Below are 14,194 nucleotides of genomic sequence, written 5' to 3'. Positions count from 1 at the left end.
TTGGGATGTGATCGTGTTCGGCTCCGGGCCTGCGGGCTCGGCACTGGGGCGTAAGTTGGCGGAGCGGCATCGTGTGCTATTGCTGGAACGTGAGCTGCCAACAAACCCTCCGAGATCTTCAGAGGGATGGCGCATCGGTGAATCATTGCCTGGTGCTGCTGCGGTTTTGTTACGCAGGCAGGGGCTATTCGATCGCTTCTTGGCTGATGGCCATGTTGAGCGCGGTGCTAGCGTTTCGGTGTGGGAAAGCCCGGTACCGGTATGGTTCGATGCCCTGCGCGACCCCAATGGTCCTGGTTGGCACCTGGATCGTGTTCGATTCGACGCGATGCTGCGAAACGCCGCGCGTGATGTTGGCGTGGTCTTCTCGGCCGTGTCCGGTCGTGTTCAGGTGCTGCGCGAGGGGGCGCAATGGTATGTGAGAGATGATCGGGCAGGGCGGCAATATAGGGCTCGGGTAGTGGTGGACGCCACTGGTCGCAGTGCCGCATTGTGTCGAAGTCTGGGCCTGCCCAGGCACGCGCAGGACCGTCTGGTCTGCGTACATGCGCTACTTCCAGCTAAGGAACATGACCAGGATCGTTGCACACGAACCAGTGCTGATGTGGACGGGTGGTGGTACAGCGTGCGTGTGCCTTCGGGGGAGCGGGTGCTGGCCTACCATCTGGATGCGGGAGATCCGGCGCTACGCGGGTTGCGCAGTGCGCAGGCTTTGCTCCTTCATGCAAGACGCCTTCCATTGTTAGCGCCAGTGTTGCCTGAGAGCGTTTCGCATATTTCGACACAGGTGCGGCCAGCCGGCAGCGCGGTCTTAAATATAGCCGACGGTGTGCCAGGACCGGGGTTTTACGCAGTGGGCGATTCGGTTCTTGCTTTCGATCCGCTTTCGTCGCAGGGGTTGTTCCATGCGTTGGCTTCGGCAGAAAGAGCTGCCACAGCGATTGCCCGTGAGTTTGAGGGCGATCTCAGCGCCGGCCAGCACTACTTTTTGGAGATGCGCCATGTGCAGGCGCGCTATTACAAGCATCTCGCTGCAACCTACGCCAGGCCGGTGCGCTACTGCGACCGCCCGTTCTGGGCGCAACGGCGCGATCAGGTTGATTGGATGGGGACGGGATGAACCGCCACACGTGCGAGGTGGCAGCCCTTAGTCCGCTAGACACCCTGGGTGTTGCTACGCAAGGTCCGTAAGCACGGCCCAGCCTGTCGCGCGAGGTGACGGGAGATTCTGTACCGATAGCGTGCGGCAGGAGGGCCTCTAGCCGGTCGGTGATAACGTCCAATCGCCAGTAGCCAGGCCTCATATGGTGCTCTCGAAGGATTTCTGCGGCGATTTCCATTGGAATCGCTCAATACAAGATTGGGTAGAGAAGTATTCGCAGCTACCTGAATACACGGCGATATCGTTAACATGCTGGGTGGAGCGAGCAGCTCCTGACGGCTGATCAACTTGAGCTCAAGCACATTGACTCACACCTACTTCCACTTCTGGCTTTGGTTGAACCTTGGCGAGACGATGGAGTTGGCTTCGACATAGCAAGGACGCATACAGATGATCGACTACCTCGCAGCATTCCCCATTCCATCCAATCTGCTGCCGGAGCGATTGCGTTCGCTGCTACAACCAATCGCTACCGATCCTGCGCTTCGGGTGGAGGTCAGTTGTTTCACAGAAGATGACCCCTACGGACCAAAGAGCGAGGCAGTGTATATGCTAATGGCTGTCGTTCCCGACGACGGCCAAAACTCAATTCCCATCCTTCACAGCGACCAAGGGCAGGTTGCACATTCGACCCCGGTGCTGCGTGGTAAGGGTAGTGAAAGAGACTTCGCACCCAGTGTGAGCGGGAATGACTATATCGTCGCTTCCTGGGGTAGTGGTGCGTTCTATACCTATCACTTGGCAGAGAAGGTATGGATGGCGCTGGGGCTCACCCCTCGTTGCTTGGGCAATGAACAGCAGCGCCTGGTATACGATGATTTAGAACTGCCGGAGTTTGGCGTTGCGGAGGGCGAGATTTCAGCCCATTACCACTTTACGGCGTCTCGGAACATCCAATGGTTCATGTCCAATGAGTACTTGCGCAAGTACCTGTGGCTACGAGGCGGACGCGGTGTCCGCCACTTCTACTACAAGGCGATGCTTTTGGACGGACCGGAGTTACGCGCTTGGATGAAGGGCTGTACGTTTGTCGAGCTTGGAAAGCCGGGGGATTGGCTCGAGGGCGATATTCGTGAAGACCGTGACGGTTTGCTGCTCCAGGTATGGGCGACGGTAGAAGCAGTTTCCTGCGAGCTATCCCCGGGACAGAGTGCCGAGGGCCTCCATTGGCCAGGTGTTGTAGGCGCAGTCACGCACGACCGCGCCAACAGCATGATCGATGGGACCAGCGTCTATCTCGACGACAGATTTCTTGAACGATATGAGCAGAACAGCTTCTACTCCACTACACCGGTCAATCTGCATGGTTTCTGGTGCTGCAATCCTTCCTACCTGGGACAGTGGGCCTTTACAGGCTGCGGGCGAGTTGGTCGCAACCTGATCAAGGTGCAGTTGCGTGAGCTGTACAAGGGCAAGCCCGGCCGAGAAATTATGCATGCCTATACGCATGCATTGGATTCAGGGATCGTCGCTCAGCTTGATCTGAACGAAGAGCACATCGTCTCCAAGGTGGACAGGCTACTTGATCAACTGCTGGCCTTGGGAGAAAACCTGTCCAAGCTCGCGGGTGCCCTAGGTATAGAGAAGTCGGCCGAAGATCTGATTGGATTCTCTCGCGGCGAAGTAAAGGCCAATGGTTGGTTGCGTTACCCACAGCTGGGAAAGCTTGCTCAGGTCGCGCCCTTAGCGATGAGCCAGCAAGCATTCCTTGCTCGGTGCAAATCCATTCATGAAATCTGGCAGAAACTACCCAATGGCATCCTTAAGCAAATTCTCCAAGCAGCCGGTGTCCCACGAAAGCAGATTGCTGACCGGGCTAGCTTGAAGTTGCTGCAGACGCTACAGAACATCTTGGACCGCTTGGACGCAGATGAAGAGGCGACGGATGCATTCAAGAGCGATCAGGAGCCTGAAGAGTGGGATGCCAGGAACCCAAGGGTTGCAATGCTCTTCGTTACCAACGATCTTCGAATTGCTGACGCCCACGATTCCGTGGGTGATTCCCTGCAGAAGCTGCAGGATCAAGGATTCGATATCGCGAGCTTGCATCACGGCTATGGTCGGGCGCTTGATTTCGTCATGGATGGCGTGGTCGATTCTTTCGCGGCAATCAATGGCCCATTACAACGCATTCTTGCTAGAGGTTGAAGGCAGAGGCTCCAGGGCGCCTTCATTGCCGCTACCATGCTCGATCAACGTCGCGAACCGCAACGGGTAGTTCACCGGGTAGACCAAGAGATAGCCAGCGGCCTCCGTCATGGTTCAGGGTGATCGTGCGGGGCGCACACTTTCCCCGGATAATGTCGACGTGCGTCGCCCAACTCAGGACGCTCGCGTCATCCTGCCGGCTGCCAACCATTTACACATCGAAGGGTGTTTCGGCCGCCTGAAGCTCACGGGACAGGGCGTCGCACGGTGCGCAGTCCTCCTTGGCGAATAGCGCTACATGCCCGCTACCCGTAACCGCCCGTGCCTCAGCCCCAGGCAGGTTCGCGCGTGAGGCGTAGGGGAAAAGTATCATTTCAAATATAGTTAGCATGCTAAGTAATGCGCCTGTTTTAATCTGGTCTCTGTCTCCCGCCTGCTGTGGGCCAGGGAACGGCTTGAGGTGTGAGGATCCGAGCCTGCCGGATACGTATATTCGTTTGATCTTATGAGGTTCGTTGGGCAGACGAGCAGTCGGTTCGAATTGGAGATATTTTGTTAGTCGAGCGAGGGATGTGGGATGATTAGCCTCGAGGGGAGAGTCCTTCAGCTGGACGATGAGTGTAACGTTCAGGATGTATCCTGCCTTCTGGCGCTGACGATTGAGTGCCCAGGTTTTAGAGGGCGGTCTCCTGTAATGAGACAATGCCTGCGAGACGACCTAGGCAATGTCTAACCAATGTTTCGAATGGCGGCAATCGTTAAAATACTCTAGAGATGTTAGAAAAGTATGAATATAGTTCCATTTACTTCTAGAGATAGCCTGGGTCGGTATTATACAGAAAACGACATAAGTAGTTTGCTAGTGTCCTTGATGGATACTGCTAAAGCCACAAATATATTGGATTTGGGCTGTGGTTTGGGCAGTCTATCATTCGCTGCTTCTCAGCGTTGGAATGATGCAAAAATATTCTCTCTTGATATTGAAAGCAGACATCAGGTTATTAATTCTGAAAATCAGAATAGGCATCATGTAGTCGGAGATGCATTGCTATTTAACCTCCCAAGCACGCTTGGGATGAAGGAGGGGTCAATAGACCTTGCAGTATGTAATCCTCCATATATAAAACCTGATTGGCGGGATGAATTTCAGCAGGTTTCTGAGCAGATTGGAATTTGCAAATACTCCTCGATTACAAAAATTTGTTCATCCGAAGTGTTGTTTCTGGCACAGATGATAAGAATGTTGAAAAATGGAGGTGAGGCAGGTGTTATACTGCCAGATGGAATATTTACAGCAGAGAAGTTTTCAAGTTTTAGAGAATTTCTTTTAAAAGAACATTGTGTAAAAAAAATAATACAACTGCCTCGAAAAATTTTTAAGCGAACTGAAGCTCAAACGCACATATTGATTTTTAATAAAACTTCTTTTGAAAGAAAAAGTGAAGAAATAGAGCTTCGTACCATTCTGGAAACCGGAAAGCTATCTCCGGCTATATCGATTTCCTCGGATGATGGTGTTCATCGGTTGGACTATAGCTATCACTCGCGGATGCAACGATATAAGGCAAGCTCTTCATCTCGTAGCCTTGAGTTGCAAGCTATTGCGGAAATCAAGAGAGGAAAGCACTCCTCCGTACAAGTCAGAGATTTGGAGTGCGCGACTGTTCACACCACAGATTTAAGCGGCGTACATTCGAAATATGAGCTCTTGGGTGACGTTGAGCTTTTGAGTTTGGACCCTACTAAGTTTTTAGTGGCGCGCCCTGGAGATATACTCATTGCGCGTGTAGGACGGGATTTTTTTAAAAAAATAGCTAACGTAGTCTCAGGGTATGCAGTTGTTAGTGATTGTTTATTTATAATTCGGTCTGATAAGAAATATTCAAAAAAAATATTCAAACATATGAGTTCGAAAGACGGACAGTTAAAAGTATCTGAGTTGAGCTATGGTGTCGCTGCAGCTCAAATGTCCATGAAACAACTTGCTCATCTAAAAATGGATTTGAAATAATGGCAAAACAACAAGTGGAAGTTGAAGAGCTTACGTCTTTTTTAGAAGAGCGTGCGGATTATCTCGAAGAGGATGAGCTTTTAGCGTGTACTGTGCAGGATGGCGATTTTTACAAGAGTATTTATGCCGCCCTGATTTCTCGGGGGACGAAATTGATTGTAGGTCCTCGAGGTTGTGGAAAAACGCATTTAATGCGTTATGCGTGGACTAAATGTAAGGGGGATGAGTCGTTACCCTTAGCTATTTATGTATCGTTCAATAAGTATTTTCGGCTCGAGCCCTTGCTGAAATCGAAGCCTAACGCAATTGCACTCTTTAATACTTGGGTGCTAGCCAAAATACTTATTGCAGCTCATGAAGTGGCATGTGATATCGAGGATGATCAAGAGCTCGATTTGAGCTCAATCCTGTTTGCAACAAAGCAAGATCTAGAAAGCATTGTTGAACGGCTAGAGCAAAGCTTGTCACCCACATCTGACTTGGAATTTCTAGTAGAGAAAATAAGTGTTTCAGGAGTAACAAGCGCGCTCCATTCTTTGACGGAGTGGCTAGAGAGAAAGCGGATAGTTGTTTTACTTGATGATGCTGCAATAACCTTAACGCCCGAATATCTTTACGAGTTTTTTGATATCGTTAGGACACTAAAAACGTCCCGTATATCCCCAAAGGCATCGGTGTATCCAGGAACTACTGAGTATGGCCCAAAGTTTCACGTGGCACATGAAGCCGAAAGTGTTGACGCTTGGCTTTCAATTGAGGCAGATAATTACGCATTAGTGTTGGGTGCGATTGCACAAAAACGATTCAATGAGTATGAGAAAATACCGGATGATATTTCTCAGCTCCTAAAATATGCGGCTTTTGGAATACCTCGAGCTTATTTGATGATGCTCCGAGAGTATCATTCTGACAGTTCGCGAAGCTCACAGCAGAAATTTAATAAGCTCATTGAAAAATATACAAGTGTTCGGTTGAGTGAGTATAGGTCTCTAGTAAGTAAGCTGCCTCGGTTGGAAAGTATTATTGATACAGGCGAGGCGACGCTTAATAAGATCGTTGAATTAATAAAAGATGCTAACTCGCCGGCTAAAAAAACTATTCAAAAGCAGATTATTGTCGGGATAGAGGAGGAGGAGAACCCTCTATTCAATAGAATGATTAGCCTGCTTGTCGAGGTTGGTCTACTTTTAAAGCTCCCAAATGTCTCTCACGGAGAGGATAGGTCATATGAGCGGTATATTCCCCATTTAGCTCTATTGATAAGAAATCGCGTATTCAGCCAAGGCTTACATGGGTTCTCCCCTCAATATATGATTGACTTCATAGGGCGAAAAAATGTTAAGCACCCTGTTCGGCGGACCTCCAAAACTCTTCTCGGAGAAGATTTACTTCAGAGGCTCCAGCTTACGTTACCACCTTGTCGAAAGTGTAATGCTATCCGATTGACTGACACGCAACGCTTTTGTCATCAGTGTGGTAGTTTGCTTGTTGATGAATCAACATTTAATAAGTGTATGGCATTAGAGCTGTCGAATCTTCCAAGGCTCACATCATGGCAAAGTAAAGTTATCACTGGTTTAGATGGGGCTAAAACTGTTGGGGATATTCTTTCTATGCAAGATCCTGGAACTGAATTAAGGAAACTACGCAGGGTTGGGCGTAAAACCGCCGATAAAATCATTAGTAATGTACTCCTTTACGTTGATGAGTTTTTGTCGTGATCGTGAGAGCCTTAGGCTGGCTGTTGTGATGGTTATGGATTTGCACCCGAAGGAATGAGCGATGAGTCTGCGAAGAAAGGCAGGAGGTGTGTTGCTAGAAGGGGCAACCGCGTCGGAAAGTGCAACAGAAATAGCGTCAAAAGAATTTTTTGAACTATGTAAGCTAGAAGCCATAACGTCACCATTTGAGACGAGTAGTAAGTTTGATGTCGGACATAGTGATAATAATTTATCGCCCATTGACCTATTTATAACGAATACTAAGCAGCTGAATAAGTTGGTTACTGGTGACTATAGTCCTGTGCTGGGTAATTTAATTTTACTTGGCTATGTTTCCGCCGCTGAAAGTTATATTCGAGCGCTGATACGAAAATTGATTCACTGTGATGAGTATATATCGGCACTTGTCTCTGAAAAAAGCGTATCGTATGCGGCAGCTTTACATCATAAAAAAGAAATTCTGCCAGAAGCTCTTCTCGAGGATTTTTCTCTGGCGAGTCCTTATAATGTTTTTGAAACGCTAAAAGAACTCATAGGGATGAAGGGTAATCGCCCAAACCCGTTGATTCTCCCATCTCAAGAGTTTAAGAAGGTTTGTGAGCTTCGCCACTGTTGCGTGCATCGATTTGGCAAATTAGGGTCAAAGAATGCAATACGTCTCGGATTGGCGGCACATACTAAGTCGCTAGAGAAGCCGATTTTATTGTTGGCGGAGGATGTGGATAAAATCGCATTTATAGTTGATAACTTTGTGCGATCAATTAATAACTATGTGTTTAAGTTCTTACTTGAGCGGTCTGTGAAAAATAAAGATGACTCAGGTGGCGTATGCTATGAAGTTGAATGGCTTTGGGTGTATGCGAAAGATAAGAAAAGGTTCAACAAATATTATAAAATATTCAGTTCTAAAGAAGATGTTTACAAGTCAATGACGCTCCGGGCGGCCTACGAAAAATTTTGTTCCGCATTGAAGCCCGAAATTCCGAATCTACCCGAACGCAAACCAAAAGTGCAGAAAAAAAATCCTGCGCAAGGCGCTCGGTAATGTATAAATGGGTTGCCCGTTGTGAGCATCAAGCTTTGCGGTTTAGATAAAAGCTCTTGCTTTCTAAGTGTGGGTCTACTATAGGTCTGACTTGCATTCAAAAGTGTCTCAAGAGAGGGAGAGGCAATGTCATTCGAAATTCCCCCAGGGAAAGAGCGGTTTTTCAGTGATACAAAGCAAAAAATTGAGTCGCTTATCCGTAAGAATATTCTTTCTGGAATAAAACACTATGAGCTGCAGGGCTGGTTAAACAATTTCTCAAACCAACGCGCGCTTTATCTAGCAGCACACCTTCTTGATGCATTCATATATAGATCTCCTGACATGCTAAAAAGCATGAGGCGGCATATGCTAGAAATGCAGTTGGCATCTGCGTTACAGCGTTCCGGATATAAAGTGCCTGTAACCGTAGATGACTTTCTAAAAGGGTTACGGGAAGGTAACCATAAGTTGCCAATCAGGTTTGTTTCTGTAGATGGTGGATTTGATAAAACTCCTGGTAAAAGCGGCGCGGCTCTGCTTAGGAACTTCAGGGAAGATGGATTGATAAACAAAGGTATAACGATTCGACCAGAAGATGTGGTTAAGTTACCGAAACATGTCGAGTGGTTGGTGCTGGTCGATGATTTTGTAGGTACTGGAAAGCAAGCAGAAAAGTTTTTTAAATATTATGGTGTAGAGCAGTGGGCTGTAAGTCGTAACGTGATTTTGCTTTCATTTATGGCGCATTCAACGGGTGTAAGTAAAATTGCAAAAGATTGTTCTTATGTTGATTTTGACTGTGCAGAGATTTTATCCGCATCTCATGGTTTTTTTGCATCAATGTCGGGTGGCATGATGTGGGGTAGGGATGAGTATAATACTATTAAGGACGTGAAAGATTTTTATTATAATGAAGTATTGTTGTCAAAGGATGTGGTTTTAAAACAATCTGAGTTTGATCTGGATTTGACAGTAGCTTTCAATAGAACTATACCGAACAATACTCTGGCTGCCTACTGGACATCCAAGGGACAATGGTGTCCGCTGATTAATCGGGGCTAAGTAATGGACAAAAATATTGTTGATGCTTTTCTGCGTAATAGAGCTGAATTATTACCAGATGATGTTTGGGGACAGTTCATTGTTCCACATTTTTTTTCATCGTTAAGTATTTTTAAAGAAAAAAAAGCAGTGAAGATTGAAGGTGGACGTGGTTGCGGAAAGACCATGTTAATGCGTTATTTGTGTCATCCTAGTGTGTTTAGTGCAAATAGAGCCAGTGTTCCTGATCAGTCGCTGAAGTTCATAGGTCTTTACTGGAAGCCTGACATCAGATTTTGTAAGTTGTTAACAAGTGCTTGGTTAGATGATGATGCAGATATTGTTTTTTCTTATTATTTTGCCCTGTGTGTTTTGGGAGAGCTGGAAAAGAGCTTGCTGAGTATTTCCCGTGCTTCGCTAGAGTCGGGTGTGTTGGATGTGAGAGGTACAAAGATTCCAGTCGCCGCAAAGCGGTACTTAGGCAATGGTGTTGAAACTTTTTATGATGTCCGCGAGTTTGTAGAAGAGAAACTCGCCGAGTTTGAGTTGTGGGTTCAAAATCCCTCCCTTAGTCGGCCGATGATGTTTAATTTCAAGAACGTATTTAAGAGCTTGATAAGTGCTGTTTCCTCAAGCGATCCCCGGCTTGAAGGATGTTTTTTTAGGGTTTTTGTTGATGAGTTTGAAAATCTTCAGGATGCGCAACAAGTAATTATTAACGATTATGTCAAGCAGCCAGATGATCAATATTGCATTAATTTTTCTGTGCGCTCTCACGCAATTTCAGAGTTTTTGACTAGTACGCAAGAGCAGTTAATAGAGCCGCATGACTACAGAACTATTAACATTGAACTAGAGTTGGGTCGAAGTGATCAAGGCTTTGATTTGCTAGCTGCAGAGGTGATGCTGCTGCGGTTACAGAACGAAGGATATGAATTGTCACTTGGCGATTTCAATAAAGAATCTTTGTTTGATCCAGGGCATATTGAAGCCAGAAATACAGATGCTTACAAGGCTGCGGTTTTGGGGCGAGCCAAGCAAATATTTCCTCAACTGTCTGTTCGAGATGTGGCTAATCTTTCTGTTTCAGACAAAGCATTGAAAAATAGGATTGTCACTACTATAAGAAAGGCTCTAGTAAAGCGAGGGGATGAAGGTGTTCCTATAGAGCTGTTCTTTGATGGTGTAACTCCAGATGTTTCTGTTGTATCCGCTAGCATCCTAAGTCGCAACTCTGCATCGACTGCGGTTATTCTGGAGGAATTACAAAAAACGAAAAGTGATGAAACTAGAGGGTTAAGTCTTTTTTGTAAAGAAGGTGGCTGGGTTGAAAATACATTGTTTGGGTCGTTGCTCTATTTGTATAAAGGTCTCCCACAAAAAGACTGTCTTTTGTATGCCGGATTCGGGAGGTTTTGTGGGCTTTCAAAACCTAATTTGCGGTATTTTCAAGAACTTTGTCATAAGACCTTGCTAGAGGCAAACGCAAATGGTGAGATGTCAGACTCATCAACTCTGGTCATAACGTCAAAAACTCAAGCGTCAGCGGCATTTGCGGTGAGTAGCAAATTGCTTGATGAGGTGGAGCGAGCAGGGGCAAGTGGGAAAAAGCTACACAGTATGATTATGCGTCTCGGCAGTATATTTGAATCTGCTCAGCGACGACCTAGTCAGAGCGAGCCCGAGATAAATCACTTTTCCATTAACGATAGCCAGCGAGTTGCATTAGATAGTGAGGTGGTTTCACTAATTAAAGACGGGCTTATGTGGTCTGTATTGTATGAGACATCTGATACTAAAAATAAAAGTGATTATGATATAATGCAAAATGATTATGTTCCGAATCCAATTTTTGCTCCCTATTTTGGAATAAGTTATAGAAAGAAGCGCAAGCTTTCACTTTCTGCCAGCGAGGTTAACACTTTATATGTTGGCTCTGGGGAGCAGTTTAAGGCCCTTCTCAAAGATTACGTGGATAAATGGGAAGAGTCGACTGAGACAGAGGTCGGAATAAACTATAAGTTGTTTTAATTATGATGAATTTTAGTTGGGTGTCAGTGTGTGCAGATGATGCTTTCAAAAGTGCATCATACGATGTGGCATTTGTCGGTGCGGTCGTGGATGATCGAGGAGCTCACTGTCTGTCGATAGCGACTAGAGCTGCGACTAAGACACTAAGTGTTAGCTATGTCCCTTCGGAGTATAAAATTCACATTGATGGGAGAAGCTGGAGAGCGAATGAGGTCGAAAATATTGCGCTAGAGTTCCCGGCTAAAAATATTCTTTTTGATGCCACTACTTTAGATTTTCCTGATCTGCTACTGATAATTCGAGGGTACCTGTTGCAAGGGGAAGCGGTTAGGTTCTATTTTCTCTATGCCGAGCCTCACACTTATAACAGCGCTACTGGCTCTAAAACTAGGCATGAATTTCAGTTGAGTGATAGCTATGCGTCGGATTACTATCCTATTCCGGGGTTTATAAATTTACAAACAAATCCTAATAGTGTGGGGAGTGTCACTGTATTTGTCGGTTTTGAAGGTGCACGTTTGCGCAATTTAATCGCTGATTCAGAGCCTGAGGTTTTGAAGCGGTTTAATGTTGTTTTTGGTATTCCACCATTTAAAACGGAATGGGAAACTCATTCTTTGATGGGAAATGCGTCAATCCTGTTGGATCAGCAGGTCGAAGAGATTCTTTATGCAGGCGCTAATAATCCATACTCATGCTATGAAGTATTGTTGATGCTTTATAAGGCTAGGGATTATAGCTCTTCATTTGAAGTTGCTCCGCTTGGCACTAAACCTGCAGCAATCGCATCCGCTTTATTTGCAGCTGAACATCGTGGCGTTTCCGTTAGATATGATTATCCACGTCGTTCTCAGGGACGATCCAGCGGTGTAGGGAAAGTACATCTTTTTACTGCGTGGTGTGATGGTGATGTGGGGTGCTAGTTATATTCAAATGACAGATATGAGTTGTCGCTAGGAAGCTCATCAAAAATTATTTTTGTGTCTTCTATCAAATAACCTTTAAGTTTTGAGGATTTTCTGGATCCTTGAATTTTACAGCTCCAGATATTTAGTCCGGTATCGAGTCTGTTATGTATTTTTAAACTTTAGAATTGCTTCTGTACCCAGCGCCATTCTTCATTTTCCTGACAGGTACCCTGTGAGATCCCAGGAAACTCCTGAACATAGCGTTGAAAAATGCCTGGGGTCACGAGAAACACAGCGCCCGTCACTATGTGCACCTTTGCTTTGCTGTCGTTGATGATCAGCTTGTGGCTTAGGATGCCTTCCTTAACCCAATTCAGAAATGCCTTGCAGGGTTATCCGGAAGGGGATTTGAGGTTTCGAGAGCACTAGCGGACGGTGCATCGCTGGCATCAGGCTTCTCTAACTCGAACATATCCAACAGCGTGCCGAGATAGTCAGCGTCGTCCATAGCCCTGGGATCTGGCTGCGATTGGCTTTGAGGCGATCCTGTACTGACAGTCTTAGGCGCTGGTGGTGATGCCGGAGCGTCAGTCGAGTGGTCATCGGCGGCCACGCTCAACGTTCCGCAGAAAGCCTCAGGCCGGTCTTCGTTCCCCCAGATCAGTGCCGGTTGCAGGCGCAGAAAGGTAAAGGTCTGCTGCCAGTTTCCCTGTGCCACTAGCGCGGTCCAGATGGCTTTGCCTTCCGGGGTGGACTCGACCAGCCCATGTGATTGCAGCTCGTCGAACACGGCAATGTTGGATGAAGGAATGCCCTCAATCGCTTGCGACAGCAGATAGGCTCGCAGCTTATCCGTGACCGCCTTGCTGACCAGCCACAGGGCGTCTTGAGCCAACCACCCCGCGGCACCTGGTTGGTTGAGTTTCAGTTTGTTCTGAACCAGATGACGTAGTCCGCTGATCAAGTGGTGTTGCAGTGAATGAATCGGCGCTTGCAGCGCCTTGCTCGGGTTGCCGCCGATGTTCTGCGCGGTGGAGACGCGGTCGGCCTGCATCACCAATTCGCCCAGCACGCTAATCGTTCGCTTGAGGTTGTAGGCGTTCACCGCCTGGGCCATTTCCGCTTTCGCTCCTTCTAGTTGTCGAAGCGAGAGCCGAAACGTTCATCCAAAGAGTTGGCCGTCAGTGATATTTGACGGCCTTCGCTTGCAGCTTTTCGACCCGCAGGTGCCCCACAAATGCCACGTTACTCAAGGGCGTTTCACTGCATCGGCACCCAAAGGCTCCAGATAAAAATCAGCTGTACTGACTTGCCGAACCAGCAGCGGATTTCAGCTTCCTGGAATGGGTCAGCTGATAAGCAATTGCCAACCATATGAACCACCCCGGCATGACCATCAAGGCAATGCGGGTGTCAGGTCTTAATGCCAGCAAACAGAGAACAAAGCCCAGGAATGCCAAAGAGAACCAGGCCATCGGCACGCCGCCAGGCATCTTGTAGGTCGATTGCGCATGCAGGTCGGGCCGGCTATCTGCGATAGGCAATGTACGACGCGAGGATGGTCGACCAAGTGAAAATCACCAGGATCGCCGATACGGTCGAGACGATGGTGAACGCTGTCATGACTTCCGGAACGATGAACAGCTACAGTACACCCACCAGCATCAATAGTGTGGTGAACGCGAGGCTCAGCAGAGGCACGCTATTGCCCGACAAACGCCGAAAAATCCCTGGAGCGTTGTCATGACTGGCCAACCCAAACAGCATGCGGCTGGATGAAAATACGCCGCTGTTGGCCGATGAGGCGGCAGACGTCAGCACCACAAAGTTCACGATACCGGCGGCTGCGGGAAACCCTGCTACCAGAAACAGTTCGACGAAAGGGCTCTTGTTGGGCGAAACCTGTTGCCAGGAAGTCACTGCAATAATACAGGCCAGTGCCAGCACATAAAACAGGATGATTCTCAGCGGAATCGAGTTGATGGCTTTAGGCAGGGTCTTCTCGGGGGAGCGGGTTTCGGCGGCTGCAGTGCCGATCAGCTCGGTGCCGGCAAAGGAAAAGATGGCCATCTGAAAACCGGCAAAGAAACCGAACAGGCCATTGGGGAAGGCTGCCTGTTTATCCAGCAGGTGGTTCAGGGTTGC

At 47.6% G+C, this 14,194-nt stretch carries 8 protein-coding genes and 3 pseudogenes; 8 read left to right on the top strand and 3 right to left on the bottom strand.

All coding sequences use genetic code 11. From position 1 onward, the window contains the following. The first annotated feature begins 7 nt into the window (after positions 1-7). Positions 8-1,120: an NAD(P)/FAD-dependent oxidoreductase gene (locus ACEN9A_RS15440; protein WP_413387867.1), complete on the top strand. Its 1,113-nt coding sequence runs from the start codon at positions 8-10 to the stop codon at positions 1,118-1,120. A 35-nt stretch (positions 1,121-1,155) separates the two neighbouring features. On the opposite strand, the pseudogene ACEN9A_RS15435 reads toward ACEN9A_RS15440, so the two are convergent. Continuing rightward, positions 1,156-1,340 (bottom strand): annotated as a pseudogene (locus tag ACEN9A_RS15435) (hypothetical protein); the annotation flags it as partial. Between the two features lie 212 nt (positions 1,341-1,552). Between ACEN9A_RS15435 and ACEN9A_RS15430 the strand changes: the two are divergent. The 7 genes from ACEN9A_RS15430 to ACEN9A_RS15400 all read left to right on the top strand — a co-directional run bounded on the left by ACEN9A_RS15430 (position 1,553) and on the right by ACEN9A_RS15400 (position 12,064). Beyond that, a complete protein-coding gene (locus tag ACEN9A_RS15430; RefSeq protein WP_413387869.1) occupies positions 1,553-3,310 on the top strand; it encodes a hypothetical protein in 1,758 nt (585 codons plus the stop codon). Between the two features lie 787 nt (positions 3,311-4,097). Then, positions 4,098-5,321, top strand: coding sequence for an HsdM family class I SAM-dependent methyltransferase (locus tag ACEN9A_RS15425; protein WP_413387871.1), 1,224 nt, complete (start codon positions 4,098-4,100; stop codon positions 5,319-5,321). Further along, entirely contained in the window at positions 5,321-7,042 is a 1,722-nt protein-coding gene (locus tag ACEN9A_RS15420) for an ORC-CDC6 family AAA ATPase (RefSeq protein WP_413387873.1), read from the top strand. Before ACEN9A_RS15425 ends, ACEN9A_RS15420 begins: the two co-directional genes overlap by 1 nt. A gap of 61 nt (positions 7,043-7,103) precedes the next feature. Continuing rightward, on the top strand, positions 7,104-8,087 hold the full coding sequence (locus ACEN9A_RS15415; RefSeq protein ID WP_413387875.1) for a hypothetical protein: 984 nt from the start codon (positions 7,104-7,106) through the stop codon (positions 8,085-8,087). 126 nt (positions 8,088-8,213) lie between these two features. Next, entirely contained in the window at positions 8,214-9,131 is a 918-nt protein-coding gene (locus ACEN9A_RS15410; RefSeq protein ID WP_413387877.1) for a phosphoribosyltransferase-like protein, read from the top strand. Positions 9,132-9,134: 3 nt separating this feature from the next. Next, positions 9,135-11,141 carry an ORC-CDC6 family AAA ATPase gene (locus tag ACEN9A_RS15405; RefSeq protein WP_413387879.1) on the top strand — a complete coding sequence of 669 codons (2,007 nt, stop codon included), beginning with the start codon at positions 9,135-9,137 and terminating at the stop codon, positions 11,139-11,141. 2 nt (positions 11,142-11,143) lie between these two features. Beyond that, complete coding sequence (locus ACEN9A_RS15400) at positions 11,144-12,064, top strand: hypothetical protein (RefSeq protein ID WP_413387881.1); 921 nt, start codon at positions 11,144-11,146, stop codon at positions 12,062-12,064. Here ACEN9A_RS15400 and ACEN9A_RS15395 read toward each other — a convergent pair. Together ACEN9A_RS15395 and ACEN9A_RS15390 are read right to left on the bottom strand one after the other, a co-directional pair. Then, positions 12,061-13,121 (bottom strand): annotated as a pseudogene (locus ACEN9A_RS15395) (helicase/relaxase domain-containing protein); the annotation flags it as partial. The gene ACEN9A_RS15400 and the pseudogene ACEN9A_RS15395 overlap by 4 nt on opposite strands. A 223-nt stretch (positions 13,122-13,344) precedes the next feature. Next, a pseudogene (locus ACEN9A_RS15390) lies at positions 13,345-14,194 on the bottom strand (amino acid permease); the annotation flags it as partial.

It is taken from the genome of Pseudomonas sp. Pseusp18, from assembly GCF_059506005.1.
Note: the sequence above shows the minus strand (reverse complement) of the source record. Positions and strands in the feature narration are given on the sequence as shown.